Source organism: Pseudomonas sp. G3-39 (assembly GCF_054790485.1).
Genome location: NZ_CP186497.1, coordinates 3,487,068 through 3,512,176, shown reverse-complemented (window position 1 = coordinate 3,512,176; position 25,109 = coordinate 3,487,068). Strand labels below are relative to the sequence as shown.

The window sequence follows — 25,109 nt, the reverse complement described above, 5'->3', positions numbered from 1 at the left end:
TCAAGTGAAGGTGTGTCGGCTCATGGGCAGGCTGCGCACCCGTTGCCCGGTCAGCGTTGCCACCGCATTGGCGACGGCGGGCGCGACAGCGGGCAACGGTGGTTCGCCGATGCCGCCCATTTTTTCCCCGCTCTCGACAACACGCACGTGGACCCGGGCCATCCGCGCAGGCGGCAGGATCGGATACAGGTCGTAGTTGCGCGCGCGCGGTTTGCCATCAATCCACACGGCTTCCTCCACCAGGGTCTGCGACAGGCCCAGCGCCACCGCGCCATTGACCTGCGCTTCGACAATCGCCGGATTGACGATGCTGCCGGGGTCGATTGCCTGCCAGATGTCGTGCACCTTGACCTGACCGTTCTCGATGGAGACCTCGGCGATTACCGCCGTCTGGGTACCGAACGGCGACGCCATCGCCACGCCTCGGGCGCGTTTGCTGCCGTCCGCCGCGGTAAACGGCCCGCGCTTCCAGCCACCCGACAGCTCGCCCACTGCTTGCAGCAGCGTGGTCAGTCGCGGGTTGTCTCGCAGCAGATGCAGGCGCAATTCGAACGGGTCCTTGCCGCCCTTGTCGGCCAGTTCGTCAAGGAACGATTCATAGAAGAAGTCGTTGAGCGAGTTGCCCACCGAACGCCAATAACCAAGCATCGCCGGGCCTTTGGCGTAGATCTGCGCGATGCGCTTGTTGGGGATCGCATAGGACTTGCCCGACAAGCCTTCAAGCGCCGTCGGGTCGAGTTTTTCACCCTGTTTGCCGGCCAGCGCCTCGGTCGGGCCTTCGGTGGCGCTGATTGCTTCGATCGCCAGCGGCCAGCCGTCGTTGTCCAGCGCGGCGCGGAAATTCACGGCGGCTACGGGACGCAGCACGTCGCGCAGGAACTCCTCCTCGCGACTCCAGATCAGTTTGACCGGGCGGCCAACTGCCTTGGACAGCTCGATCGCCTGAGGGTAGGGACTGGCGGCGTCGTAAAGGAAATGCCGACCGAAGAAGCCCCCGAGCAATGGCGAATGCAAGGTGATGCGCGACGGGTCCAGCCCGGTGCGTTTGGCGATGTCCGCTCGGAACATGTCCGGCGCCTGATTCGGCAGCCAGATTTCCAGCGAACCGTCGGGATTGAATCGGGCCAGCGCCGACGGCGGCTCCAACTGGCCGTGGTTCAGGTACTGGTTGTGGTAAGTGGCGTCAATCCGCGTCTTGGCGCTGGCCAGAACTGCAGCCACGTCGCCCTCATTTTCATCATCCCTGGCCGGGCCTTTGTCGTCAGCCAGGCGCTTGAGCCAGGCATCACTGGAAAAGTCCGCAGGCATCGGCCGTACCTTGCTGTCGGCTGTTGGTTCCTGCCAGTCGACCTGAATCGCTTCCACTGCACGTTTGGCGTGCCACCAGCGCTCGGCCACCACCGCCACGGCCCCCGGCAGGCGATGCACGGAATGCACGCCTTTCATTGCCTTGACCTGCTCTTCGTTGCGCAGGTTACCCACGGTCATGCCCAAACGCGGGGCATGTTGAACGGCAGCATGCAGCATGTCGTCGACCTTCAGGTCGATGCTGTACAGCGCTTTGCCCACGGACTTGTCGTAGGCATCGACGCGCTTCACCGGTTTGCCGATCCAGCGGAACTGGCTCGGATCACGCAGTTGCACCGAGGCCGGATCGGGCACCGGCAGATCCATGGCGTGCTCGGCCAGTTCGCCGTAGGCCAGCGAGCGGCCCGACCTGGCGTGCACGACTTTGCCGGGTTCGGTGCTCAGTTCGCTGACCGGCACCCCAAGTTTCTGCGCACCGGCCTGCAGCAGCATGGCGCGGGCGAGGGCGCCGAGGCGGCGCATCACCGGGTAACTCATGCGCACCGACATGCTGCCGCCGGTGATGCGCATGCCGTTTTCCATGACTACATAGGCTTCGCCGGGCGGTGCGGCTTCGACCAGGAACGTCGACGGGTCGGCATCCAGTTCTTCACCGACGATCTGCGCCATCGCGGTGAACGTACCTTGTCCGCCTTCCATGAACGGGCAGAGCAGGCGCACGCGGTTGTCCGGGCGGATTTCCAGAAACGCCGGCACCTGCGTGCCACGCTCGGCAGTCGCGGCCGCCACTGCGGCTTGCACCCGAGTCGTGCCCAGCGGCAGGCCGAAACCGAGCACCAGTGCGCCGACAGCGGTGCCGGCCAGGAAACGTCTGCGCGACACGTTGATTGGTTCGTGCAGAGCCAGTGCTGATGCTTCCTGAGCAGGATCGATACGCACGTTCATCAGGCGTCTCCCTTGCCGGCCAGTTCATGCACGGCGGCATGAATGGCGTTGTACGTGCCGCAGCGGCACAGGTTGACCATCGCCGCCTCGATCTGCGCATCACTTGGTTTGGGGTTCTGCTTGAGCAGTGCCGTGGCGGCCATCACCTGCCCGGACTGGCAGTAGCCACATTGGGCGACCTGCAGATCAACCCAGGTCGAGACCACCCGTTTGCCCACGTCATCGGCCTCGATCGCCTCAATGGTGGTGACCTCGCGGCCGACCACACCGGCCACCGGCGTGACGCACGAGCGCACCACGTTGCCGTCCACCAGCACGGAACAGGCGCCGCACTGCGCCAGTCCACAGCCGTACTTGGTGCCGGTCATGCCCAGATCATCGCGGATCACCCACAGCAGGGGCGTATCGGCGTCGGCATCGACCTGATAGGTTTTCTGGTTGATTCGTAGTTCCATGGTTCACCCGCTCGATCATCGGTTGACGTGCATTTTTATAAGCGGTGAAACGCTGCGTGGCGCCTCACCGGTAAAGCGTGTTCTTTTGCTCAACTGGCCGTATTGCCCAGTGCTTCTGCGGCGAAGGGGTCGCCACGCAGCAGCGCGATGTCCCGACTGGGTGCGGTGCCGTACAGGCGTGCGTATTCGCGGCTGAACTGCGAGGGACTTTCATAACCGACCGCAAACGCCGCTCGCGAAACGTCCAGACGCTCCATCAACATCAGCCGGCGCGCCTCGTTCAATCGCAGCCATTTCTGGTACTGCAGCGGGCTCATGCCGGTGAGCTGGCGGAAGTGGTGGTGAAAAGTCGGTGCGCTCATCTGCACCCGCGCCGCCAGTTCATCGATGCGCAGCGCCTCGGTGTAGTTGACCTTGAGCCAGTCGATGGCTTTGGCAATGCGATAACCCTGGCCATCGACGGCCGTGATCTGCCGCAGCCGCGCGCCTTGGTCGGTATGGAGCAGCCGATAGTGGATTTCCCGCAGCACCAGCGGCGCCAGCACCGGGATCGCCTCAGGCTCGTCGAGCAATGTCAGCAGGCGCTCGAGCGCGCCTTCCAGAGCGGAAGACATGTTGCCAATGCCAGCGCCGGTGTTCGTCGACGGCTGCCGTTTCGCAGGCAAGCCACCTTTGCTGAGGATCTCGGCGAGCATGCCGACATCCAGTCTCAGCACCAGCCCGACACAGGGCTGTTCGGGGCTGGCTGCAAGCACTTCGGAATTGGCGGGCAGATCCAGCGAGGTGACCAGAAACCGCGAAGGGTCGTAGCGGTAACCCTCACCGCCGACCCACAAGCGCTTTTCCCCACGGCCCACCAGAATCAGGCTCGGCTCGATCATGCACACGGTCGGTGGCGCCGGCTGATCGCGACGAAACAGCGACAGGCCGGGTATCGACGTGGCGAAGTCGCCCGCTACGCTCACGCGCGAGTCAATGTTCAACGCCAAAGGTGATTCGTGGCGCAGCGGGGTAGGGATCATGTCGGGCAACTCCTGTTGAACGAACTCTAATCCGCTGCACAGGCGATTCCTATACACCACCCTGCATCCTCAGAGGATCAGGCAAGCATTCAAGAGGAATGCACTAGGGCAGAGGTGAATCGACCGGGAGAATGTATCAAACCATTACAGGAGAGCCGCGATTCGACAACGCGATCCTGACGCCTCTCGCAATACAGGTAATTCCAATGACTTCCCTTTCTACAGAACAACGCGGCTGGAGCGCCGTGCTGGCCATGTCGCTGGCCGCCTTCGCCCTGGTCGCTTCAGAATTCATGCCGGTCAGTCTGCTGACGCCGATTGCCGCCGAACTGCACATCAGCGAAGGTCAGGCCGGGCAGGGGATTTCCGTGTCCGGTGCATTCGCCCTGATGACCAGCCTGGTGATTGCAGCGGTCGCTGCTCGTGTCGAGCGCAAGAAGCTGCTGTTGGGTCTGACCTTGCTGATGATCGTCTCGGGGACGGTTGTCGCGTTCGCGCCGGGCTACCCTTCGTTCATGTTCGGACGGGCCCTGATCGGCATCGCGATTGGCGGTTTCTGGTCGTTGTCGGCGGCAACCGCGATGCGTCTGGTGCAGCCTGACCAAGTGTCCCGGGCACTGGCGATCGTCAACGGCGGAAACGCGCTGGCGACGGTAATTGCCGCTCCGGCGGGGAGTTTTCTCGGCGCGTTGATAGGCTGGCGCGGCGCATTCTTCTGCGTAGTTCCGGTCGCCGTGCTGGCGGCCGTGTGGCTGCTGATCAGCCTGCCGTCCTTCAAACTTGAGCGTCAGGCCGGTAGCGGCAACGCCTTGCGGCTGATGAAGCAATGGCCGGTCGCCTTGGGGATGGTCGCTGTCAGCGTCTTTTTCATGGGGCAGTTCATGCTGTTTACCTACCTGCGGCCCTTTCTGGAGGGGGTCACCGGGGTCAGCGTTGCAACCCTGTCCTTGATGCTGCTGGGGCTGGGGCTTGCCGGTTTCATCGGGACCTTTGTGATCGAAAGATTCCTCGGCACTGGCCTGTACCGCACGCTGACAGTTATCCCGCTGATGATGGCGGTCATTGCGCTGGCGCTGGTGAACTTCGGCGCTTCGCCGCTGCTGACTGCGGTGCTGCTGGGCCTGTGGGGGCTGGTCGCCACGGCGGCTCCCGTGGGCTGGTGGACATGGCTGGCGCAGACGCTGCCGGAGGATGCCGAAGCCGGCGGAGGCTTGCTCGTGGCCATCGTGCAACTGGCCATCGCCGCAGGGGCCATCGTCGGTGGACTGGCGTTTGATCTGAGCGGTTATAAAGCCACCTTCGAGCTGAGCGCGGCGGTGTTAGTGATTGCGTCGGTGCTCGCCTGGTGCGCCGGTCGCAGTGCGACTGAAGTTCATCTGGTCGAGTCGAACGCGGCCGGCTGACGGGGACACGTTGTCATTTGAGCGTAACGACGACCTTGCCCTTGGCGCGCCCCTGCTCGACGTACTTCAACGCCTCTGCCGTCGAGGCAAACGAGAAGCTGCGGTCAATCACCGGTCGGATGATTGCCTCCTCGACCAGCGTGGCAATTTTTTGCAGTTGTGCACCATTGGCCCGCATGAAGACGAACGTGTAGCTGACCGCCTGCTTGCGCGCCTTGCGCCGGATACCGAAGCTCAACAGGCGCATGACCTGTTGCAGTGGCCAGGACAAGCCTTGTTCTTGGGCGAACTGTGCTGTGGGCGGGCCCGAGATGGAAATGAGCTGGCCGCCGGGCTTCAGGACCTTGAGTGATTTTTGCAATACGTCCGCGCCGAGGCTGTTCAACACCACGTCGTAGTCGTGCAGGACGCTTTCGAAGTCTTGCTGTTTGTAGTCGATGACCAGATCGGCGCCCAGTGCCTTGACCCATTCGACATTCGTGGTGCTGGTGGTCGTGGCGACGAAGGCGCCGAGGTGTCTGGCCAACTGGATAGCAATGCTGCCAACACCACCGGAGCCTGCGTGAATCAGTACTTTCTGGCCCCTTTTCAGTTGTGCGGTTTCGACCAGTACTTGCCACGCCGTCAACGCGACCAAGGGCAGGGATGCGGCTTGCGCCATGCTGGTATTGACGGGTTTTCGGGCGACCGCGTTTTCGTCCACGGCGATCAATTCGGCAAACGTTCCGATCCGCGTTTCCGGCGGGCGAGCGTAGACCTCGTCTCCCGGTTTGAACTGCGTCACCTGTGAGCCAACCTCCACCACCACACCCGCCAGATCATTGCCCAGTATCAGCGGTAATGCATAGGGCAGAATCAGCTTGAACTCGCCGCTGCTGATCTTCGAATCCAGAACATTGACGCTGCTGGCGTGTACCTCGATCAAGACATCACGGGCACCCACCACAGGGGCAGACGCTTCGCCAATGCGTCCGGTGTTCTTTCCATAGCGATCAATCAGAAATGCTTTCATCGTAGTGCGGCTCTTGGCGGTTGTAAGGAGGGTAGCTGGCGCGTTGCGGTGTTGCTGCGCCGTGTCGTCAGGCGTCGAGGAATGCCTGGGCCTTGGCGACAAAATCAACGCAGTGCTGGAAAATCCCGCCGTGCCCGGCATCCTCGTAAATCACCAGTTGTGCGTTGGGAATGCGCTTGGCCAGCGCCATCGAGTTGACGCTGGGCACCATGATGTCGCTGTCGCCGTTAACGATAAGCGTGGGTATGCGCAAGCGTCCGAGGTCTTGCGGCGGCTGTTGGCCCCACGCGGTGATCGCTTTCAACTGGCGCAGAAAAGCGCTCGGTGTCGGGCTTTTGTCGCGATTGTTTTTGCGTGCTTTCAGGCGTCGCAGATACTGCGCCGCAGATCGACGGCCATTGGCTGACGAGGTGAAGAACAGGTAGACCTTGGGATCGCGCAAGGTCAGTAAGCCTTTGAGGATCAATGGCCACGTCACCGAACCGACTCTGTCGATGCCGTCGCCACCGGCCGGGCCGGTACCGGTCAGAATCAAGCGACGCACCAGATCGGGCGCCTTCAGGGCGATGTCCTGAGCAACGAAGCCGCCGAGCGAGAATCCCAGTACATCAACGGTTTCCAACCCCAGCGCCCGGATCAACTGAATGGCATCGTCAGCCATTTCGCCGATGGTCAGTGGCGCGGTTCCACCAGAGCCGCCAATACCGCGATAGTCGGTGGTAATGACCCGTCGTGTTCGTGCCAGGCCATCAATGATCGCGGGATCGAAGTTGTCCAGCACGGCGCCCCAATGGTTGAACAGCACCAGAGGCACGCCGATAGCGGGGCCGATGTCGCGGTAAGCGAAGCGAACGCCGTTGACCGTGATCGACTGGTTCGCCGCGTTGCTGAATGGCGTCGACGCGCCAGTGTGGTTATTTGCCAGGGTTTGATTCATTTCTGCTCCGGATCGCGGGCCGGATTCGATGCAGTGACTTGCGCCTGCATCGAATCCGCCGCGCGTGTTCGCTACCAGACAATCACTGTGGGTCCAGGTAGCGCTGGGCAACCGCAGACTGACGGATTTGCCCGATCAGGCCCTGACGTGCGCCTTGCAGATCATCCCAGCGTTGCGCTTCGTGCAGCGGCGGGATGGTTACCGGTTCGCGGCGATCGAAACCGACCAGAGCGGCATCCACCAGATCGCCCACTTCCATGATGTCACTCAAGGTGTTGATGTCGATGCCGGAGCGATCCCAGATCTCCGTACGGGTGGCGGCGGGGAGTACGGCTTGCACGTAGACGCCCTGAGGTGACAGTTCCAGGCTCAGTCCCTGGGACAGGAACAGGACGAAGGCCTTGGTCGCACCGTAGACGGTCATGCCGAACTCCGGTGCCAGACCCACCACCGAACCGACGTTGATGATCGCGCCGTCACCGGCCTTGACCAGACGTGGAGCGATGGCGCTGGCCAGGCGCACCAGCGCGGTGGTGTTGAGGGCGACCAGTTGCGCAACGCTGTCGGTGCTTTGGTCGATGAAGTTGCCGGAGAGGGCAGCGCCGGCGTTATTGACGAGGATGCCGATACGGGCGTCGTCGCGCAGGCGGTTTTCAACGGTGCTCAGATCAGCGAGTTGGGTCAGGTCCGCCGGGATCACATCGACGGTGACATCGTGTTCGCTGCGCAAGCGGGCTGCAAGTGCGTCCAGGCGTGCCTGGTCGCGGGCGACCAATACCAGATCGTGGCCGCGTTGCGCGAAGCGCTCGGCGTAGACCGCGCCAATGCCGGTGGAGGCGCCAGTGATCAGAACAGTAGGGCGGGTGCTCATGGGGGATCTCTCTTTCAGGGTGTGAGAAACGGAACGCGCTCAGCTGGCGCTGACGCTCGATTCAGCCAGCGTCGGGTAGTCGATGTAGCCTGCCGCACCGCCGCCATAGAGGGTGGCGGGATCGAACGCGGACAAAGGCGCGCCCTGCTTGAGGCGCTCCACCAGATCCGGATTGCCAATGAACGGGCGACCGAAGGCGATCAGGTCGGCCTGGTCTTCGGCGAGCTGCGAAGTCGCCAGGTCCAGGTCATAGCCGTTGTTGGCGATGTAGGTGTTTTTGAAGCGCTGGCGCAGTGCGCCGAAGTCGAAGGGCGCCACGTCGCGCGGGCCCCCGGTCGCGCCTTCGACCACGTGCAGATAAACCACGCCGAGGGCATCGAGTTGCTCGGCGACGTAATCGAATTGCGCCTGCGGATCGCTGCTGGAGACGCCGTTGGCCGGCGACACCGGAGACAGGCGCACACCGGTGCGATTGGCGCCGATTTCATCAACGACGGCCGCCGTCACTTCAAGCAACAGACGCGCCCGGTTTGCAATCGAGCCGCCATAGGCGTCGGTTCGCAGATTGGCGCTGTCCCTGAGGAATTGATCGAGCAAATAGCCGTTCGCGCCGTGAATTTCCACGCCATCGAACCCGGCGGCAATCGCGTTTGCCGCAGCCTGGCGAAAATCCGAGACGATCCCTGGCAGTTCAATGGTCTCCAGCGCGCGCGGCGCCGAGACATCTTCAAAGCGATTGTTGACGAAGACTTTGGTGGCGGCGCGCAGCGCAGAAGGGGCCACGGGGGCGGCGCCGTTTTCCTGCAGATCAACGTGCGATACGCGGCCGACATGCCACAGCTGCAGAAAAATTTTTCCGCCCTTGGCATGGACTGCATCGGTCACCTGGCGCCAGCCGTCAATCTGCGCCGGCGTGTAGATTCCCGGGGTGTCCTGATAGCCCTGACCTTGTCGGGAAATCTGCGTGGCTTCACTGATCAGCAAGCCTGCGCTGGCGCGTTGGCTGTAATAGGTGGCCGCGAACTCGCTGGGTACAAAGCCTGCGCCTGCACGGTTGCGAGTCAGCGGTGCGAGGACGACGCGGTTCGACAACGTCAGGTCGCCAAGTGTGTAAGGGGTGAACAGCGTCTGGTTACTCATCTGGTATTTCTTCCGTGCCCGTTGGTGGAGATCGGTGTGCGTGCAATTAGGATGATGATCGAAATCTAAACTGTCAACGGTTTTGATTATGACCAGCATCTATGTATGATTGGCGCAAGCATTCCCAATGAACACGAGGTACTGCACGTGCGAGTGACCAAGGCCCAGGCGCAGGCCAATCGAGAACACATCGTCGAGACCGCTTCCGAGCTGTTCCGTGAGCGTGGCTTTGACGGCGTCGGTGTGGCGGATCTCATGGCGGCTGCCGGTTTCACCCATGGTGGTTTCTACAAACATTTCGGCTCCAAGGCCGACCTGATGGCTGAAGCCGCTTCCTGCAGTCTTGCCAAGTCGCTGGCAGGTGCCGAAGCGCTCGACGTGCCTGGCTTCATCGATGTCTACTTGACAAGAGAACATCGCGACGGACGTGGCAGCGGTTGCACCATGGCCGCGCTGTGTGGCGACGCGGCGCGTCAATCGGATGAGGTGAAAACGACGTTTGCCGAAGGGATCGAGCGCACCCTGCAGACCCTGGGAGACAAATATCCGACCGGGCCGGACGCCGTGGCGGGCGAAGGGAGAAAGAAAATGATCGACCTGCTGTCGCGGGCTGTCGGCGCGATTGTGCTGTCGCGTGCCTGTCCGGATGATTCCGCCCTGGCCGACGAGATCCTTGAGGTGTGCCGCGCTGAAATGCTGGCTTCGTTGCCGGTTGACGAAGAGGTGGTCTGAGGCGGCGCTCGCTCAGTAAACCCAGCACAAAAACGCCCGTACAATCAGCGGCCAACCAACGGCCCGCCACTCAAAAAAAGCGCCGTCAAATCGCAGATTGACGGCGCCTCCTGCTCAGATCCAGACGTCGTTGTCAGCCGTGCGCTCGCCACCTTCGTGCCCGGTGTTACGCACACCCCGAGGCTCGATCATCATCAGGCGCGCTTCTCCTTCCGCTGCCGTCCGATGTTCGATCCCGCGCGGCACGACGTACAGCTCACCCGGTTCGATGTATACGCTGCCATGGGGCAGGTCGATCCGCAGCGTGCCCTCGATCACAATAAAGGCCTCATCGGTTTCCGGGTGGGAGTGCCAGATGAATTCACCTTCGATGCGAACCACTTTGAACTGGTAGTCATTCATTTCGGCGACCACACGGGGGCTCCACTGCTGATCGATCAGCGCGGATTTCTGCGCCAGATTGATGGCGTGCAGTGCTGGTACTTTGCTGGTATGTGGCATGACAAATCCTCTATCAGACAGAAGTCGTCAGCCTAGCGGAGGGGTTATTGGCGATGCTTGTACGATCCTGCAAGTTGCCTTTGCCCCAGGACGCGTTCCAGCCAACGCGACGGAGATACCCCATAAGTGCGGGTGAAGTGCCGGGTCATATGACTTTGGTCGTGAAAACCCGCAGCCAGGGCGGCATCGACCAGTGAGAATCGGTCAAGCAGCAGCGTGCGCAATACATCCAGGCGGCGCAGGGTCACGAAGCGATAGGGGCTGGTGCCAAACAGCACTCTGAAGTCCCGAGAGAGGCTCCATCTTTCACGACCGCTGGCGCGCTCCAGCATTTCCAGCGTAATGCTCTGGTGCAGGTGAGCCATGATCAATTCCCTTGCGCGCTCGGCTGCCGGGTAATCGAGCAGTTTGCGCCCGCGAGGTTTGCCGGCCACGGCGCGCAGGGCCATTGCCAGATCAAACAGGGCGTCCTGTTCTTCCAGCGGATCAAGTGAGTAATCCATCGCCTGGACGAACGCTTCGCTGGCGCGATACAGGCGTGGGTCGCTGGACAGACCGCCGGCGATGAAGGGTAGCGGTTCACCCTTCAACACCTGCTGAATCAAAGCCGGATCGACATAGGCCATTCGATAGCGAAACCCCGCTTCGGTCCCGGCCATGCCATCGTGCAGTTCATCAGGATGCAGGAGCAAGGTGTTTCCCGGTAAGCCGTGGCGCAGGCTGCCCTTGTAGTGAAAGCTTTGCACGCCAGAGAGTGTGCGACCGATCGAGTAAGTATCGTGCCGATGTGGGTGGTAGCCATGGCCGCCAAACCGGGCTTCGATACGTTCTATCCGCCCCGGCTGTGTGCTGCGCACTACCCAATCGGAATCTGGATCTGGTCTGGACTGTTCCATGGTTTCACTGTCCTTGAGAGAAGCCTGCTGCGAGCGATGATAGCCAACCTGATCGAAAGCAGGGTGTCACCGTTGCCCTCGCGTATTTTGCGCCAGACGCTCACGCCAGTTGCCACCGTGAGTACGCTGGCACGCCTCCTCGGAGTCGAAACGCACGTTGCGCTCTGAAGGGGACAGGTCGATATCGGCCTCCCTCAGCGCAGTGGCCGTCAGTTCGAAGAGGCGTGCCTTGGCGTCAGTCAGGGCGAGGTTTTTGTCGGCTTCGGTGTCGAACACCCAAATGACGTTCAGGGTCGCCGCCAACGCGTTCAGGTCAGCGGTGTGGGTCAGCCAGGTGAAGCCCTGGATTTCAGCTTTTGCGGCTTCACACGCGTCGGTGAGCGTGGCAATCAAGCGCCGCTCGATCCGCGCCAGTTCTCGTTTTCCAGCAGGCATTGCAGATCCTTTGACGACAGTGGTGGTGTGGTCTCAATGTAATTGCTGAGGTTCACAAATTCTCATATCCAACCCAAATACCCTGTGGGAGCGAGCTTGCTCGCGAAAGCGGTAGGTCTGTTATGTCAGTGTTGACTGACTTGGCGCCTTCGCGAGCAAGCTCGCTCCCACAAAGGTTGCTGTGAACCGGGATGCCCCTGTCCAGCGCAAATCTTTGTGGGAATGTGGCGTCAGTCCAGATCGCTGGCCTGATGTCGCTCCGCAACCTGACTGGCCTCGTCACCCCAGGTGCGATTGACGCGCTGGCCACGAATCACCGCAGGGCGTTGGGCGATGTCCTCTGCCCAGCGCTGCACGTGGGTGTATTCGTGGGCCGCTAGAAATTCGGCGGCCGCATACACGTTGTTGCGCACCAGTTGGCCGTACCACGGCCAGACCGCGATGTCGGCGATGGTGTAGCTGTCGCCCGCCAGATAGCGGCTTTCCTTGAGGCGTCGGTCGAGTACATCGAGCTGACGCTTGGCTTCCATGGTGAAGCGGTTGATCGGGTATTCGAGCTTCTCCGGCGCATACGCATAGAAGTGCCCAAAGCCGCCGCCCAGATAAGGCGCAGAGCCCATCTGCCAGAACAACCAGTTCAGGGTTTCCGTGCGGCCAGCCGGGTCTTTCGGCAGGAAGGCGCCGAATTTCTCTGCCAGATACAGCAGGATCGAACCGGATTCGAATACCCGAATCGGCGGCTGTACGCTGTGGTCGAGCAGCGCCGGAATCTTCGAGTTCGGATTGATCTCGACAAAACCGCTGGAGAACTGATCGCCCTCGTTGATGCGGATCAGCCACGCGTCGTACTCGGCCTCGGTGTGCCCCAGTGCGAGCAATTCTTCCAGCAGGATGGTCACCTTGACGCCATTGGGCGTCGCCAGTGAATACAACTGCAGCGGGTGTTTGCCCACTGGGAGGGTCTTTTCATGCGTCGGCCCGGCAATCGGGCGGTTGATGCTAGCGAAATGGCCGCCGGACGGGGCTTCATGTTTCCAGACTTTGGGCGGTACGTAGGGCGCTTTACTCATGAAATGGGCCTCATGGTGAACTTGCCGAGAATGACCTGACGGGTATCAGACCTGACAGCATAAACGCTCTAGCTCAAGACTGCGCAACCCCCGGAATGATCAAACACGCCGCCAGACCCATCAACGCGATCCCGATGACCTTGTCGAGGAGCCGCTGTTTTTCCAGCAGGCGCCGGCGTAACCGTTCGGTGGAGAAAAACAGCGCGACCAGGCTGAACCACAGCCAATGAATGACCGACATGAACAGGCCATAGGCGAAGTTCATCGTCAGCGAACTGCCTGGCTCCACCACCTGACTGTACGCCGCCACCACGAACAACATGGTTTTCGGATTCAGTGCATTGGTCAGAAAACCTGAGCAGAACACCTTCCAGGCACGGGGTGCCAAAGCGCTCGCCTCGGCAAATGTCAGTACAGATTTATTGGTAAAGGACTTGATGCCCAGATAGACCAGGTAGCCGGCACCCAGCAGCTTCATCATCCAGAACAGCATGGGTGACTGAGTGATGATCAGCGCCACCCCGAACACCGTGTAGAACACGTGAACCTGCACGCCACAGGCGATGCCCAGCGCAGCCAGCAAACCACTGCGCCGCCCGTAGGCATAACTGTTGCGAGTGACCATGGCAAAGTCCGGGCCGGGGCTGATCACCGCCAGAACAGTGATGGCGATTACCAGAAACAATTCATTCATCCATACGCTCCATCGCGTTATTTGCGCTACTTGAATTCACAGATACAACGCCTGCAGCATCGCCGCCAACAACGTGGATGGAATTAACAGGCCCTGAGTGGCGACATGATGGAGAAGTGTCTTTGGCAAAAAAAACGATTTATAGTCGCGAAAATCTGTGAGAAATCATCGTCTATATGAACCTGCCTCCGCTGGCTGCCTTTCGCTTCTTCAACACCGCCGCCCAGACCCAGAGTTTCGTCAAGGCCGCTGAGTTGCTGCACGTCACCCACGGCGCGGTCAGCCGCCAGGTGCGCTTGCTGGAGGAGGCGATCGGGGTCGAATTGTTCGAGCGGCGTAACCGCGCGATTTTTCTCAATCACGCGGGACGCTTGCTGTTCAACGTCACCGCGCCGATGTTCGAGCAATTGCAGAACACGGTTTATCGCCTGCAGCGTGAAGTCCACGACGATGTGCTGGTGGTGTCCTGCGAGCCAACCATCGCCATGAAGTGGTTGATCCCGCGCTTGCCTGACTTCCACAGCGCACACCCACAGTTGCAGGTGCAATTGCTGACGGCCGGCGGACCGATCGACTTCGCTCGTTCAGGCGTGGATCTGGCGATCCGCCGCGACGATTTCCATTGGGACGAGACCGTGCACGGCGTGACTATTTGCGAGGAGTGGATCGGTCCGGTTTGCGTGCCGTCCAGTCGTCCTGACGGCGAGCATTTGCGCGGCGCCTGCCTGCTGCACAGCAAGACGCGCCCGCAGGCGTGGGACAACTGGATGCGACAGACCCGGATCAGCGCGGCAGGGGGCAGTCGGGTCGATTACGAGCATTTCTACCTGTGCATTCAGGCCGCGCTGGCCGGGCTGGGCGTCGGTATGGCGTCGTTTCTGATGGTGCAGGACGAACTCAAATCCGGCCAGTTGATCGCGCCGTTCGGCTTCGTTCGCGACGGTTCGAGTTATTGCCTGCTGTCACCGCGACCCTTCGAACAGAGCGCCAATGCCATGCTTTTTCGTGAGTGGATTAGCCAGCAGATGAGTGCGTGCAGCCAATGGCTCGGGGGTGATCTGCAGCCTTGAAGACAGAGCGCTGCATTCATCAGCCAGGCATGATCAACGGGCTTGCATCGGCCAGCGCCTGTTCAGGTGCTCCGTCAAATAATCCATGAAGGCTCTGACCTTCGGCGTCATCGCCGCACGTTCCTGCACGCAGGCATAGATGTCCATCGGTTCGACATAAGCCTGTTTCTCACGCTGGAGATCGTCGAACAGCGGCACCAATTGCCCGCTTTCAAGGTAGGGCGCGGCGACGAATTCGGCCAGGCGCGTGACACCTGCGCCGTTGACTGCCATTTGCGCCAAGGCATCGATGTCGTCGCTGATGGCGGTGGCGTTGATCGGGGCGTCGTAGCGCTGACCGTCGCGGATGAGGCCCCAGCGCAGAAAGCGTCCATCCAGTGGATAGCGAAACGCGAGGCAGGCGTGGTGTTGCAGCTCTTGCGGTGATTGCGGCACCCCGGCGCGCGCAAGGTAGACGGGGGCGGCGCAGAAGATGAACGGCAGGGAAACAATCCGGCGCGCGACGATGCCGTCTTCCAGTTGCGGTTTGATCCGCAGGCTCAGGTCGATGCCGTCCTGGATGTGATTGATCTTGCCGTTGGTGGTCGACAGCTCGACCAGCAGGCGCGGATGCAGCGCGGCGAAACTGGCGAGTAACGGTGCCAGGACGTGGCGGCCGAATGCGCTGGTGGAGGCGATGCTCAAGCGGCCCTGCAATTCGCTTTCATCGTTGATGATTGCGCTTTGCGCCGACTCCAGATCAGCCGCAATACGCCGCACCTTTTCGTAATACAACGCGCCGTTTTCAGTCAGCGCCATGCTGCGTGTGGTGCGCTGCAGCAGGCGAACGCCGAGGTGCGTTTCCAGGCGACTGAGGGTCTGGCTGACCGCTGCCGCACTGACGCCCAGGGTCTTGGCGGCGCCGACGATCGAGCCGGCTTCAACCACTTTGATAAAACTGGCAATCGCCGCCAACAGATTCATCCGTGTCCCGCCGCGTGGGTTTGATTCGTAAGTTGTGCTTTATAAAGTACCTGCGGCGGGCCGTCTAGTTGAGGGCAGGGGGCTTTGCTAAGGTGCCGGCTCCCTGTCAATGGATGGAAAAGCCATATGAATCAAAGAACCACTACCGAGGCCTTGTACTCGACGCGTCGCAAGTTGTCGTCACGGGCGACGCCGTATGTGTTTGCGTTGTACATGGCGACGATCATGGCGTTCCTGATGTCGCTGGTGATCACCGCCGCCAACTCGGGGATTGATAACGACTACCTGAGTAATGCGCTGCACGCCTATAAGCTGGCGATGCCGGTGGCTTTCCTTTGCATCCTCGTGGTGCGGCCGATCGTGATCAAACTGGTGGCGATGACGGTGCATCCGCATCGTTGAGATACACCTCAGAAAAACTCGTCGAGCAACTGATAAAAGGCGATTTTTTGCTGATCCGGTTGCACTCCGTAAGCCTCGAAAAATACCGGCAGCCATTGCTCGCCCAGGTTGTAGGCGATGCTGTGGGCTGCCAGTGCCAAGTCCTGAAACCGATCGGCAACCCCCAGTCGCCCGCAGTCGACGAAACCGCTGAAGCGACCGTTGTCGGCGAGCAAGTTGGGCAGGCATGCGTCGCCATGGGTCACCACCAGGTCTTCGCTGTGCGGGCGCGCGGTCAGCATCTGCTCGAACACCGCTTCGGCGCTTTGGCCGAGGCGCGAATCGTCGAAATCTTCTTCATCGATCAAACCAGCCAGCAGGTGCTCGCGGGCCAGGGCGATTTTCGCATCGAGGCGATGATCGAACGGGCAGTGTTTGATGTCGAGCGCATGCAAGGTGCGCAGGGCATTAGCCGCGAGCGAGACAATTTGCTGCGGTGCGAGATGCTCGCTGCTGGCGAGGTCACGCCCCGGTACGGCAGTCATCAGCAACCAGAAGCGCTCACTTTCTTCGACGCTGTCGAGCACGCGCGCCGCTGGCAGATCCTGCTCCGCCAGCCAGCACAGGCGCTGTACTTCGCCGGGCAATTCGGCAAAGGAAATCCGTGGTTCCGATTTGACGAACAGCGGGTCTGATCCAGCGGGCGTGAGGCGGAACACGGCGGCTCGGGATTCACCGATGGTTTGTTGTTCGTAGCGGATATCAGCGAAGCGTTGGCGCCATGTCGGTGGCAGATCCATTTTCATTGGTTCCTTGTGACAGTGGGCGCCAGTGCGCCTTCAAGAATTCGATAAACACTTTGACCTTGCGCGTGCTGCGCCGGTGCGCCAGGTACAGCACGTAAATCCACGGGCCGAATGCGCTTGGCTCACGCCAGTACTCGGGCATCACCTCCACCAGTTCACCGCGCGCCAGATACGGCGCGGCGCTCCATTGCGGCAGAAACTGCAGGCCCTGGCCCTTCAGCAGGCACGCCAGCAGGAAGTCGTAATTGTCGCTGGCCACCCGTGGATTCGGCTGGGTCAAACGTATCCGCCGGTCCCCTTGCTTGACCCACCAGAAATGCCGGTTGAGCAGCGGATGACGGAAGATCAGCCAGTCGTGCTGCTGATAGTTGTCCAGTGACACCTCTTTGCCCTTGCGCGCCAGATACGCCGGGCTGGCGCAGAGCACCACCTGATTCTCGACGATGGGTTGGGCGATCACCCCCGGCAGATCGATCGGGCCGTCACGCAGTGCCAGATCGTACCCGCCGTCCACCGGGTCGTCATAGCTGTCGCTCAAGTCGACTTCCAGATGCACCTGCGGATGGGCGTCGAGAAAACGGCAGCAGACTTCGTTGAGGAACGCCGGGGCGAAGGAGGGTGGCGCGGTAATGCGCAGGCCGCCGCTCAACTCGTGCTTGAGCTGTTCGACGCCTTCGCAAGCCAGTTGCAGTTGCATCAGCGCCTGCCGCGCACCGTCCAGATAAATCCGTCCGGCCTCGGTCAGCGCCATGCGTCTGGTCGTGCGGTCGAACAGGCGCGTGCCGAGCTCGTCTTCCAGCTGCGCCACGGCTTTGGTCAGGGCTGACGGCGTCTTGCCGAGCACATCGGCGGCGCGGCTGAAATTGCCGTGTTCGGCGGTGGCGACGAACATGGTCAGGGCACTCATCTTGTCCATTGATCTATTCCTGCTGGGCACAGAAGTTGTGCGCGAGGTGGCATTCAGTTATCGCCAGGGCTTGGATAGGCTTGCTCGCAGCCTAACAAAAATAACGAGAAGCCTCATGAAGCAGCTACTGACCCTGATGGTGTCATCGGCACTGGCCTGTGCCTCACTGGAAAGTCTGGCGTCCGCCGATCTGATCCTGCACAACGCCAGGGTCTACACCGCCGAACCCGGCCAAGCCTTGCAGCAAGCGGTTGCGGTGGAAAACGGCAAGATCCTCGCCGTGGGCATGGATGCGCAGGTGATGCGTCTGAAGACGGCGGCCACGCAAGTGATCGACCTGCACGGCAAGGTGCTGATGCCGGGCTTCATCGACTCGCATTCGCACACCATCAAGGGCGGTCTGCAGATGTTGCAGGCCAACCTCGACGGGCAACTGTTGCCGCTTGATCAACTGGAACAGCACCTGCGGCAATGGCGTCAGGACGGCAAGGCGCAGCGTGGAGAATTCCTCAGTGTCGGCGGATTGCCGTCGACTTACTGGAGCGACATTGCCGGCCTCGAACAGCGCTTCAATCAGGGCGAATGGGCGAACCAGCCGATCCTGCTGCTGGGCTGGGATCTGCACACCGGTTGGGCCAATCGGGCCATGCTCGACCGCGCTGGCGTGACGGCTGAAAAGATCAAGGCACTCAAAGGCGAAGAGCAGGCAACCATCGGCCACCACCCCGACGGCAGCCCGGATGGCTTCCTTGTCGATGCCGGTCTGTACCCGGTGCAGGCCCTGCTGCCGCCGCCGACGGCTGATGAGTTGCTGGCGGGCGGGCGCGCGGCGCTGAACTACTACAAGAGCCTGGGGATCACCGGGTGGCTGGATCCGCTCGCCAACGAAGTCCCCGGCAGTGACGTTACCAACACCTCGCTCGGCGTGCTGCCGACCTACAAAAAACTCTCGGAAAACGGCGAACTCACCGCTCACGTTGCGGCGCTGCTGATGGCGGACTCCAAGGCTACGCCGACCGACCTTGATGAGCTGGACAAGGTGCGCCAACAGTTTCTCGGGGTCAGCAACCTGACTCTGCCGGGGATCAAGATCTTCGCCGATGGTGTGGCCGAAGTGCCGGCGCAAAGCGCGGCGATGCTTGAGCCTTACCGCAACTCGAAAAACACCGGTGAGCTGCTGATCGACCCGGCGCACTTCGGCGAGCTGGTCAGTGCCGCCGATGCCCGTGGCTGGCTGGTGCACATCCACGCCATCGGCGACCGTGCGGTACGTGAATCGCTCAACGGCATCGAGCAGGCGCGCAAGGATCGGCAGAGCGGCATCGCCCATTCGATCACCCACCTGCAAATGGTCAACCCAAAGGAATTCGCCCGATTCAAGGCGTTGAATGTGATCGCCTCGATGCAGATGTTCTGGGCCGCTGCCGACGAGTCGAGCATGGATCTGGTCAAGCCTTACGTCAGCGCGATGGCCTTCATGTACACCTATCCCGCGCGCTCGCTGCTCAAGAATGGCGCGACCATCGCCGGTGCCAGTGACTGGCCGATCACCACCCCCGAACCGTGGAAGGCGATCTATCAGGCCGTCAGCCGCAAAGGCCCGAAAGGCGTGCTCAACGCCGCTGAAGACATCGACCGCCAGACGATGTTCCAGGCCTACACCCTCAACGCAGCCAAAGTGCTGCGCCTGGAAGACCGGATCGGTTCGCTCAAACCCGGCAAGCAGGCCGACATGATCGTCCTCGACCGCGATGTGTTCAGTGTCGAGCCGCAGGCCCTGCGCGACACCCAAGTGCTCAATACCTGGTTTGCCGGGCGCGAAATCTACCGCCGCAAGCCTTGACGGCATCTCTCTGTAAAGTAACCAAGGAAACCTTTTCGTGAATGTTCATTGCTTTGTCACCGACACCCGCAACCCACAGATTCGCGGGCAACAGATTGGCGCCACCTGGGCGGCTCAGATCCGCCAGACCGTCGAGCTCTATCTGGATTTCTTCAATCAGGTCGGTGTGCCTCAGGCACAGGTGCAGACCATCGGCGAAGCCAGTCTGCAAACCCTCCAAAGCTGGTGCCCGAGCCTAGCCGAAGAGATCGTCGCCACTGCTGAGGGCGCTGGCGTGCCGCTGTGGCAGCTCGCCAGCCTGAATGCCCGCACCGAGATACTCGCGGTGATGCCGGCGTCCACCGAAGGCGAGTGTTCCACCGCGGTGTTTGCGCCCAACGGCGCATTGGCGCCGCGCACTATTCAGACCTGGGACTGGCACGATTCGCTGGTGCCCAACGGGCTGATTCTGCAACTGACTACGGCCGCGGGCATGACGGTCAAGCTGTTCACCGAATTCGGCATGCTCGGCAAGATTGGCGTCAACAGTGCGGGGCTGGGATTGCACTTCAACATCCTGCATCACGCCAGCGACAACGGGTCGGCCGGGGTGCCGGTGCATGCGATTGCCCGGCGCATCCTCGAAGAAGCCAGCAGCGTTGACGAAGCGATTGCGCTAGCACGTTCAGCGCGGGTCAGTGCCTCGACGGTACTGACCGTGTTCACCCGTGAGGATTCGAATCCGCGTGCGGTGAGCGTTGAAATGTCGCCAGCCTTCACCGCCGTGGTGCGGCCCGACGCCGACGGCTGGATCACTCACACCAACCATTTTCTCGATCCCGAACTGAGTCTGGGCGAGCGCACGCCTGATGCGTCCACGACCTACGCGCGTATTGCCCACGTCAACACGGGGCGGCCGAACATGACCAACGGCAACCTCAGTCAGCGGGCTGACGCCATGTGTGGCGAGGCGGGCGTAGACGCGCCGATCTGCTTCCACCCGGATCTGAGCATGCCGGCCACCGAGCGTTGGGAAACCTTGCTGACCATCGGCATCGACACTGAAAACAGCGTGCTCGAATACGCCGCCGGCAACCCCGCGCAGCTGGCCCGAAACGGCTATCTGCGCTTCTGAATCGCTGCCTCCAATAAAAACAAAACGAGCAATACACATGGCTACCGAGATTGATCGCATGAGCGGTTCCCCGTCTGCGCTGAGGACGTTTTTCGTCTCCGGCATGGGCACCGCCCTGGAGTTTTACGACTTCGTGATTTACGGCACCGCTGCCGCGCTGGTGTTTCCCAAGGTGTTCTTCCCGCAGATGGATCCGCTCACCGCGACCCTGGTGGCGTTCGGTGCTTTCGGTGCCGGGTTTTTCGCCCGCCCCCTTGGCGGCATGGTGTTCGGGCATTACGGCGACAAACTCGGCCGGCAGAAAATGCTGGTGATCACGCTGCTGCTGATGGGCCTGAGCACGCTGCTGATCGGGTGCCTGCCGGACTACGCAACGCTCGGTGCCGGCGCACCGGTGTTGCTGGTGCTGCTCAGACTGGTGCAGGGTTTCGCCGCCGGTGGCGAGTGGGGCGGTGCGGCGCTGTTCGGCATCGAGTCGGCGCCGCCCGGGCGACGTGGGCTGTGGGGCAGTTTCACCAGCATGGGCATCGGTATCGGCGGGATTCTTGGCGCCGGGGTGTTCGCCATTGTCAGTGTCGCGGCGCACGATGACTTGGCCGGATTCGCCTGGCGCATTCCGTTCTGGCTCGGCGGTGTGCTGGTGCTGATCGGTCTGTATGCGCGCTTGCAAAAACCGCTTGAACAACCCGCCGAACCGCAGACGCACGTGCGCATGCCGTTGCTCGAAGCGCTGCGCGCACGGCCCAGAGCCATGCTGCTGTGCACCGGTATCGCTTTCGGCTACGTGACCATCGCCTACATCGGCAGCACGTTCTTTCTGTCGTACGCCACGCAACTGGGCTATGGCAGCACCGATGCGCTGGTTTTCGACTTGTCGCTGTCGATCGCCATCGTGATCACCGCGCCGTTGTTTGCCTTGCTCTCGGATCGCATCGGACGCCGCAAGGTGATGGTTCTCGGCGCGGTGATCATGGCCCTCGGTTTCTTTGCGTTTTTCCCACTGGTCGGCCTCAAGAGTCTGCTGATTTCTACCGCTGCCTATATCGCCATCGGTGCGTTCATGGGCGCCACGCAGGGGCCTATTCCGGCGTTCCTGGCGGAACAGTTTCCCCGGCACATGCGCTATTCGGGAATGTCGGCGGCCTATCAGATCGGCGCGGCGCTGGGCGGCGGGACGGCATCCAGTGCGGCCACGGCGATTCTGCTCGCCAACAATCACAACGCCTTCGGGGTGGCAGTTTACGGCGCGATTGCGCTGGGCATCGTCGCGTTGTGCTCGTTGCTTCTGAAGGAAACGGCGCACCTGAGCCTTGCCCAGATCGATGAGGCCGAGTGGGCTTCAGCTGTTCCCGCTGTCACTGGCTAGCGGTAAAAACAATCGAAACTTCGCGCGCGTCCCGACTGTCCAGACCCATGTACTGCCCGGCGGATATCTCGCCGGGCAGGCTTCATGCATCGGTGACAGGCGAGGAACGAGATGACGACGACAGTGGGAGATTTTCTGGTTGAGCGGCTCAGCCAATGGGGCGTCACGCGGATTTTTGGTTATCCGGGAGATGGCATCAATGGTGTGTTCGGCGCGCTCGCCCGAACCAATGGCAAGATCGAATTCGTTCAGGCCCGGCACGAAGAAATGGCCGCTTTCATGGCCTCGGCCCACGCCAAGTTCACGGGCGAGTTGGGCGTGTGCATCGCCACTTCGGGACCGGGTGCTTCGCACCTGATCACCGGGTTATACGACGCACGCATGGATCATCAACCGGTGCTGGCGATTGTCGGCCAGCAGGCGCGGACGGCGCTTGGCAGTCATTACCAGCAGGAGCTGGACCTGGTCTCGATGTTCAAGGATGTGGCCGGGGCGTTTGTGCAGCAGGCCTCGGCGCCGTCGCAGGTGCGGCATTTGCTTGATCGCGCCGTGCGTACGGCGGTTGGCGAACGGCGGGTGACGGCGATCATCCTGCCCAATGATCTGCAGGATCTTGAGTATGAGCCACCGGCGCGGGCGCATGGCACCGCGCATTCCGGCGTCGGATACACCAAGCCGAAAGTGCTGCCCTACGAGGCCGATCTGCAGCGCGCCGCTGATGTGCTGAACAGCGGTGAAAAAGTCGCGATTCTGGTGGGCGCCGGTGCACTGCAGGCAACGGATGAAGTGATTGCAGTTGCGGAAAAGCTCGGTGCTGGCGTCGCCAAGGCGTTACTCGGCAAGGCTGCGTTGCCGGACGATTTGCCGTGGGTCACCGGCAGCATCGGCCTGCTGGGCACCGAACCGAGCTACAAGATGATGCACGAGTGCGACACCTTGCTGATGATCGGCTCGGGTTTCCCCTATGCCGAGTTCCTGCCCAAGGAAGGTCAGGCGCGTGGCGTGCAGATCGACCTGCAGCCCGACATGCTGAGCCTGCGGTATCCGATGGAGGTCAATCTGGTCGGCGACTCCGCCGAAACCCTCGCTGCACTGCTGCCGTTGCTCGAACAGAAAACTTCGCACAAGTGGCGCAAGAAAATCGAAGGCTGGCGCAACAGCTGGGAGAAAACCCTGGAAAAACGCGCGATGTCCAAAGCCGATCCAATCAATCCGCAGCGGGTGGTGTATGAGCTGTCACCGCGCCTGCCGGATCAGGCGATCATCACCAGCGACTCGGGTTCCTGTGCCAACTGGTACGCCCGTGACCTGAAAATTCGCCGCGGCATGCAATGTTCGTTGTCCGGTGGCCTGGCCTCGATGGGCGCTGCCGTGCCGTACGCGATCGCCGCCAAGTTCGCCCACCCCGAGCGCGCGGTGATTGCGCTGGTGGGTGACGGCGCGATGCAGATGAACAACATGGCGGAGCTGATCACCGTCGCCAAATACTGGCGCCAGTGGAGCAGCCCGAAGTGGATCTGTGCGGTGTTCAACAACGAGGATCTGAATCAGGTCACTTGGGAGCAACGAGTGATGGAGGGCGATCCGAAGTTTGAAGCGTCGCAAAGCATTCCCGACGTGCCGTATCACCTGTTCGCCATTTCCATCGGCCTGAAAGGAATTTTCGTCGACCGTGAAGAAGACGTCGCCGCGGCCTGGGAACAGGCGCTGGCCTCGGACGTGCCGGTGCTGATCGAGTTCAAGACCGACCCTGACGTGCCGCCATTGCCGCCGCACATCAAGCTCGAACAGGCAAAGAAATTTGCCACGACCTTGCTCAAGGGCGACCCCGACGAAGCGGGCGTGATCGTGCAAGCCGCCAAGCAGGTGCTGGCCAGCGTCCTGCCCGGCAAAAAATAATCGTGTAGGCGCTTCGTCGCGCTCCAATCTGTGAGCACCGCTGAACTCTGTGGGAGCGAGCTTGCTCGCGAAAGCGTTGTGTCAGGCACAGCGTTTGTGGATGTATCGACGCCTTCGCTGGCAAGCCAGCTCCCACAGGTCCTTTGTCGTGCTCCAAGTCTGTGAGCGTCGCCGAAATTGTGGGAGTGGGCTTGCTCGCGAAAGCGTTGTGTCAGGCACAGCGTTTGTGGATGTATCGACGCCTTCGCTGGCAAGCCAGCTCCCACAGGTCCTTGGTCGTGCCCCCAATCTGTGAACGCCGCCGAAATTGTGGGGGCGGGCTTGCTCGCGAAAGCGCTGTTTCAGGCGCAGTGGATTGTGGATGTGCCGACGCCTTCGCTGGCAGGCCAGCTCCCACAGGTCCTTTGTCGTGCTCCAGGTCTGTGAGCATCGCCGAAACTGTGGGAGCGGGCTTGCTCGCGAAAGCGCTGCGTCAGGCGCAGTGGATTGTGGATGTGACGACGCCTTCGCTGGCAAGCCAGCTCCCACAGGTATTTCGCCATCCCTGAAATCTGTGAACGAAGACCGTGGAGATTTTCATGCGTGAAGCGGCGAGGGTGCTTTTTTGATGTTCATCGGTTGCGCAGGCTGGAGTCTGGGGCGTGAGTATTGGCCGCAGTTCCCGGCTGAGGGTACGCATCTGCAGCGTTATGCGGCGCGGTTCGACTGTGTGGAAATCAACAGCTCGTTCTATCGCCCGCATCGGCGTCAGACCTATGCGCGCTGGGCGGACTCGGTGCCGCCGGGTTTTCGTTTTTCGGTCAAGGTGCCAAAGCAGATCACGCATGAATTGCGTCTGCAGAACTGCGATCAAGCGCTGGACGAGTTCCTCGGACAATGCGAGGGGCTGACTGACCGGTTGGGCTGTCTGCTGGTGCAACTGCCACCGTCGCTGACATTCACACCTGAAGTTGTCGAAGCGTTTTTCGTGGCGTTGCGCCAACGCTTCGCCGGTGCCGTAATGCTTGAGCCTCGGCATGAGTCATGGGTGGCGGCGGCGCCGATGTTGCAGACGTATCGGATTGCCCAGGTCGTGGTCGATCCGTCGCGGATCACTACCGATGGTTCGGCGCAGGGCTGGGCGGGTTTGCGCTATTGGCGGCTACACGGTTCGCCACGCATCTACCACAGCGCCTACGATGAGCGCTATCTGCAAGCGCTGGCAGAGCAAATGAAAGTCGCGGCAGCAGAGGGTGCCGCGGCCTGGTGCATCTTCGACAACACTGCCAGTGGTGCCGCGCTGGGTAACGCGTTGGCACTGGCAGCGTTGATGGCAGATTGAAGCAGGCGGACAACTACT

General features: G+C 61.4%; 24 protein-coding genes. 9 read left to right on the top strand and 15 right to left on the bottom strand.

Annotation, left to right across the window (positions count from 1 at the left end; genetic code table 11):
* From ACOYXG_RS15385 to ACOYXG_RS15375, 3 genes are all read right to left on the bottom strand, one after another.
* The gene (locus tag ACOYXG_RS15385; RefSeq protein WP_460352622.1) at positions 1-2,253 is read right to left on the bottom strand and encodes a xanthine dehydrogenase family protein molybdopterin-binding subunit; all 2,253 of its coding nucleotides are present in this window, start codon (positions 2,251-2,253) and stop codon (positions 1-3) included.
* Positions 2,253-2,708 carry a (2Fe-2S)-binding protein gene (locus ACOYXG_RS15380; protein ID WP_027613020.1) on the bottom strand — a complete coding sequence of 152 codons (456 nt, stop codon included), beginning with the start codon at positions 2,706-2,708 and terminating at the stop codon, positions 2,253-2,255. The genes ACOYXG_RS15385 and ACOYXG_RS15380 overlap by 1 nt, the downstream gene beginning before the upstream one ends.
* An 89-nt stretch (positions 2,709-2,797) precedes the next feature.
* Positions 2,798-3,730: an AraC family transcriptional regulator gene (locus tag ACOYXG_RS15375; RefSeq protein WP_460352619.1), complete on the bottom strand. Its 933-nt coding sequence runs from the start codon at positions 3,728-3,730 to the stop codon at positions 2,798-2,800.
* Between the two features lie 206 nt (positions 3,731-3,936).
* On the opposite strand from ACOYXG_RS15375, the gene ACOYXG_RS15370 reads away from it, so the two are divergent.
* On the top strand, positions 3,937-5,133 hold the full coding sequence (locus ACOYXG_RS15370; protein ID WP_460352617.1) for an MFS transporter: 1,197 nt from the start codon (positions 3,937-3,939) through the stop codon (positions 5,131-5,133).
* A 13-nt stretch (positions 5,134-5,146) separates the two neighbouring features.
* On the opposite strand, the gene ACOYXG_RS15365 is transcribed toward ACOYXG_RS15370, so the two are convergent.
* The 4 genes from ACOYXG_RS15365 to ACOYXG_RS15350 form a co-directional block, all read right to left on the bottom strand.
* The gene (locus ACOYXG_RS15365; protein WP_460352615.1) at positions 5,147-6,145 is read right to left on the bottom strand and encodes an NADP-dependent oxidoreductase; all 999 of its coding nucleotides are present in this window, start codon (positions 6,143-6,145) and stop codon (positions 5,147-5,149) included.
* Between the two features lie 67 nt (positions 6,146-6,212).
* Complete coding sequence (locus ACOYXG_RS15360) at positions 6,213-7,082, bottom strand: alpha/beta fold hydrolase (protein ID WP_460352613.1); 870 nt, start codon at positions 7,080-7,082, stop codon at positions 6,213-6,215.
* Between the two features lie 82 nt (positions 7,083-7,164).
* Complete coding sequence (locus ACOYXG_RS15355; RefSeq protein WP_460352611.1) at positions 7,165-7,953, bottom strand: SDR family NAD(P)-dependent oxidoreductase; 789 nt, start codon at positions 7,951-7,953, stop codon at positions 7,165-7,167.
* 39 nt (positions 7,954-7,992) lie between these two features.
* Positions 7,993-9,093 carry an alkene reductase gene (locus tag ACOYXG_RS15350; protein WP_460352609.1) on the bottom strand — a complete coding sequence of 367 codons (1,101 nt, stop codon included), beginning with the start codon at positions 9,091-9,093 and terminating at the stop codon, positions 7,993-7,995.
* A 105-nt stretch (positions 9,094-9,198) separates the two neighbouring features.
* Between ACOYXG_RS15350 and ACOYXG_RS15345 the strand changes: the two genes are divergently transcribed.
* On the top strand, positions 9,199-9,825 hold the full coding sequence (locus tag ACOYXG_RS15345; protein ID WP_225135339.1) for a TetR/AcrR family transcriptional regulator: 627 nt from the start codon (positions 9,199-9,201) through the stop codon (positions 9,823-9,825).
* Positions 9,826-9,939: 114 nt separating this feature from the next.
* On the opposite strand, the gene ACOYXG_RS15340 is transcribed toward ACOYXG_RS15345, so the two are convergent.
* The 5 genes from ACOYXG_RS15340 to ACOYXG_RS15320 form a co-directional block, all read right to left on the bottom strand.
* On the bottom strand, positions 9,940-10,326 hold the full coding sequence (locus ACOYXG_RS15340) for a cupin domain-containing protein (protein ID WP_096796429.1): 387 nt from the start codon (positions 10,324-10,326) through the stop codon (positions 9,940-9,942).
* Between the two features lie 44 nt (positions 10,327-10,370).
* Positions 10,371-11,222, bottom strand: coding sequence for an AraC family transcriptional regulator (locus ACOYXG_RS15335; protein ID WP_460352606.1), 852 nt, complete (start codon positions 11,220-11,222; stop codon positions 10,371-10,373).
* A gap of 66 nt (positions 11,223-11,288) precedes the next feature.
* Complete coding sequence (locus tag ACOYXG_RS15330) at positions 11,289-11,657, bottom strand: hypothetical protein (RefSeq protein ID WP_460352604.1); 369 nt, start codon at positions 11,655-11,657, stop codon at positions 11,289-11,291.
* A 230-nt stretch (positions 11,658-11,887) separates the two neighbouring features.
* Positions 11,888-12,727, bottom strand: coding sequence for a glutathione-dependent disulfide-bond oxidoreductase (gene yghU, locus ACOYXG_RS15325; protein ID WP_460352602.1), 840 nt, complete (start codon positions 12,725-12,727; stop codon positions 11,888-11,890).
* Positions 12,728-12,800: 73 nt separating this feature from the next.
* On the bottom strand, positions 12,801-13,421 hold the full coding sequence (locus ACOYXG_RS15320; RefSeq protein WP_460352600.1) for a LysE family translocator: 621 nt from the start codon (positions 13,419-13,421) through the stop codon (positions 12,801-12,803).
* A 176-nt stretch (positions 13,422-13,597) separates the two neighbouring features.
* Between ACOYXG_RS15320 and ACOYXG_RS15315 the strand changes: the two genes are divergently transcribed.
* Positions 13,598-14,491: a LysR substrate-binding domain-containing protein gene (locus ACOYXG_RS15315; RefSeq protein ID WP_097090358.1), complete on the top strand. Its 894-nt coding sequence runs from the start codon at positions 13,598-13,600 to the stop codon at positions 14,489-14,491.
* A gap of 33 nt (positions 14,492-14,524) precedes the next feature.
* Here the strand turns inward: ACOYXG_RS15315 and ACOYXG_RS15310 are convergent, their stop codons facing one another.
* A complete protein-coding gene (locus tag ACOYXG_RS15310) occupies positions 14,525-15,454 on the bottom strand; it encodes a LysR family transcriptional regulator (protein ID WP_460352598.1) in 930 nt (309 codons plus the stop codon).
* A gap of 126 nt (positions 15,455-15,580) precedes the next feature.
* Between ACOYXG_RS15310 and ACOYXG_RS15305 the strand changes: the two genes are divergently transcribed.
* Positions 15,581-15,856, top strand: coding sequence for a DUF2798 domain-containing protein (locus ACOYXG_RS15305; RefSeq protein WP_047598350.1), 276 nt, complete (start codon positions 15,581-15,583; stop codon positions 15,854-15,856).
* An 8-nt stretch (positions 15,857-15,864) separates the two neighbouring features.
* Here ACOYXG_RS15305 and ACOYXG_RS15300 read toward each other — a convergent pair whose 3' ends face one another.
* Together ACOYXG_RS15300 and ACOYXG_RS15295 are read right to left on the bottom strand one after the other, a co-directional pair.
* The gene (locus ACOYXG_RS15300; RefSeq protein ID WP_460352596.1) at positions 15,865-16,635 is read right to left on the bottom strand and encodes an APH(3')-II family aminoglycoside O-phosphotransferase; all 771 of its coding nucleotides are present in this window, start codon (positions 16,633-16,635) and stop codon (positions 15,865-15,867) included.
* Positions 16,598-17,557 (bottom strand): LysR family transcriptional regulator, encoded by a 960-nt coding sequence (locus ACOYXG_RS15295; RefSeq protein WP_460352594.1) that lies wholly within the window; start codon positions 17,555-17,557, stop codon positions 16,598-16,600. Before ACOYXG_RS15295 ends, ACOYXG_RS15300 begins: the two co-directional genes overlap by 38 nt.
* A 106-nt stretch (positions 17,558-17,663) precedes the next feature.
* Here ACOYXG_RS15295 and ACOYXG_RS15290 point away from each other — a divergent pair, with 106 nt between their 5' ends.
* The 5 genes from ACOYXG_RS15290 to ACOYXG_RS15270 all read left to right on the top strand — a co-directional run bounded on the left by ACOYXG_RS15290 (position 17,664) and on the right by ACOYXG_RS15270 (position 25,091).
* Positions 17,664-19,391, top strand: a complete 1,728-nt coding sequence (locus ACOYXG_RS15290) for an amidohydrolase (protein WP_460352592.1) — start codon at positions 17,664-17,666, stop codon at positions 19,389-19,391.
* 37 nt (positions 19,392-19,428) lie between these two features.
* The gene (locus ACOYXG_RS15285) at positions 19,429-20,505 is read left to right on the top strand and encodes a C45 family autoproteolytic acyltransferase/hydolase (RefSeq protein WP_460352590.1); all 1,077 of its coding nucleotides are present in this window, start codon (positions 19,429-19,431) and stop codon (positions 20,503-20,505) included.
* 37 nt (positions 20,506-20,542) lie between these two features.
* A complete protein-coding gene (locus ACOYXG_RS15280; RefSeq protein ID WP_460352588.1) occupies positions 20,543-21,871 on the top strand; it encodes an MFS transporter in 1,329 nt (442 codons plus the stop codon).
* A gap of 111 nt (positions 21,872-21,982) precedes the next feature.
* The gene (locus ACOYXG_RS15275) at positions 21,983-23,770 is read left to right on the top strand and encodes a thiamine pyrophosphate-requiring protein (protein WP_460352586.1); all 1,788 of its coding nucleotides are present in this window, start codon (positions 21,983-21,985) and stop codon (positions 23,768-23,770) included.
* 607 nt (positions 23,771-24,377) lie between these two features.
* The gene (locus ACOYXG_RS15270) at positions 24,378-25,091 is read left to right on the top strand and encodes a DUF72 domain-containing protein (RefSeq protein WP_460352584.1); all 714 of its coding nucleotides are present in this window, start codon (positions 24,378-24,380) and stop codon (positions 25,089-25,091) included.
* Positions 25,092-25,109: the final 18 nt, after the last annotated feature.

Coding starts and splice junctions, on each gene's coding strand:
- ACOYXG_RS15290 (WP_460352592.1), top strand. CDS start 17,664: ATGAAGCAGCTACTGACCCTGATGGTGTCATCGGCACTGGCCTGTGCC.
- ACOYXG_RS15305 (WP_047598350.1), top strand. CDS start 15,581: ATGAATCAAAGAACCACTACCGAGGCCTTGTACTCGACGCGTCGCAAG.
- ACOYXG_RS15345 (WP_225135339.1), top strand. CDS start 9,199: ATGATTGGCGCAAGCATTCCCAATGAACACGAGGTACTGCACGTGCGA.
- ACOYXG_RS15270 (WP_460352584.1), top strand. CDS start 24,378: ATGTTCATCGGTTGCGCAGGCTGGAGTCTGGGGCGTGAGTATTGGCCG.
- ACOYXG_RS15350 (WP_460352609.1), bottom strand. CDS start 9,093: ATGAGTAACCAGACGCTGTTCACCCCTTACACACTTGGCGACCTGACG.
- ACOYXG_RS15330 (WP_460352604.1), bottom strand. CDS start 11,657: ATGCCTGCTGGAAAACGAGAACTGGCGCGGATCGAGCGGCGCTTGATT.
- ACOYXG_RS15385 (WP_460352622.1), bottom strand. CDS start 2,253: ATGAACGTGCGTATCGATCCTGCTCAGGAAGCATCAGCACTGGCTCTG.
- ACOYXG_RS15310 (WP_460352598.1), bottom strand. CDS start 15,454: ATGAATCTGTTGGCGGCGATTGCCAGTTTTATCAAAGTGGTTGAAGCC.
- ACOYXG_RS15375 (WP_460352619.1), bottom strand. CDS start 3,730: ATGATCCCTACCCCGCTGCGCCACGAATCACCTTTGGCGTTGAACATT.
- ACOYXG_RS15365 (WP_460352615.1), bottom strand. CDS start 6,145: ATGAAAGCATTTCTGATTGATCGCTATGGAAAGAACACCGGACGCATT.
- ACOYXG_RS15300 (WP_460352596.1), bottom strand. CDS start 16,635: ATGGATCTGCCACCGACATGGCGCCAACGCTTCGCTGATATCCGCTAC.
- ACOYXG_RS15315 (WP_097090358.1), top strand. CDS start 13,598: ATGAACCTGCCTCCGCTGGCTGCCTTTCGCTTCTTCAACACCGCCGCC.
- yghU (WP_460352602.1), bottom strand. CDS start 12,727: ATGAGTAAAGCGCCCTACGTACCGCCCAAAGTCTGGAAACATGAAGCC.
- ACOYXG_RS15370 (WP_460352617.1), top strand. CDS start 3,937: ATGACTTCCCTTTCTACAGAACAACGCGGCTGGAGCGCCGTGCTGGCC.
- ACOYXG_RS15295 (WP_460352594.1), bottom strand. CDS start 17,557: ATGGACAAGATGAGTGCCCTGACCATGTTCGTCGCCACCGCCGAACAC.
- ACOYXG_RS15275 (WP_460352586.1), top strand. CDS start 21,983: ATGACGACGACAGTGGGAGATTTTCTGGTTGAGCGGCTCAGCCAATGG.
- ACOYXG_RS15360 (WP_460352613.1), bottom strand. CDS start 7,082: ATGAATCAAACCCTGGCAAATAACCACACTGGCGCGTCGACGCCATTC.
- ACOYXG_RS15380 (WP_027613020.1), bottom strand. CDS start 2,708: ATGGAACTACGAATCAACCAGAAAACCTATCAGGTCGATGCCGACGCC.
- ACOYXG_RS15340 (WP_096796429.1), bottom strand. CDS start 10,326: ATGCCACATACCAGCAAAGTACCAGCACTGCACGCCATCAATCTGGCG.
- ACOYXG_RS15335 (WP_460352606.1), bottom strand. CDS start 11,222: ATGGAACAGTCCAGACCAGATCCAGATTCCGATTGGGTAGTGCGCAGC.
- ACOYXG_RS15280 (WP_460352588.1), top strand. CDS start 20,543: ATGGCTACCGAGATTGATCGCATGAGCGGTTCCCCGTCTGCGCTGAGG.
- ACOYXG_RS15355 (WP_460352611.1), bottom strand. CDS start 7,953: ATGAGCACCCGCCCTACTGTTCTGATCACTGGCGCCTCCACCGGCATT.
- ACOYXG_RS15320 (WP_460352600.1), bottom strand. CDS start 13,421: ATGAATGAATTGTTTCTGGTAATCGCCATCACTGTTCTGGCGGTGATC.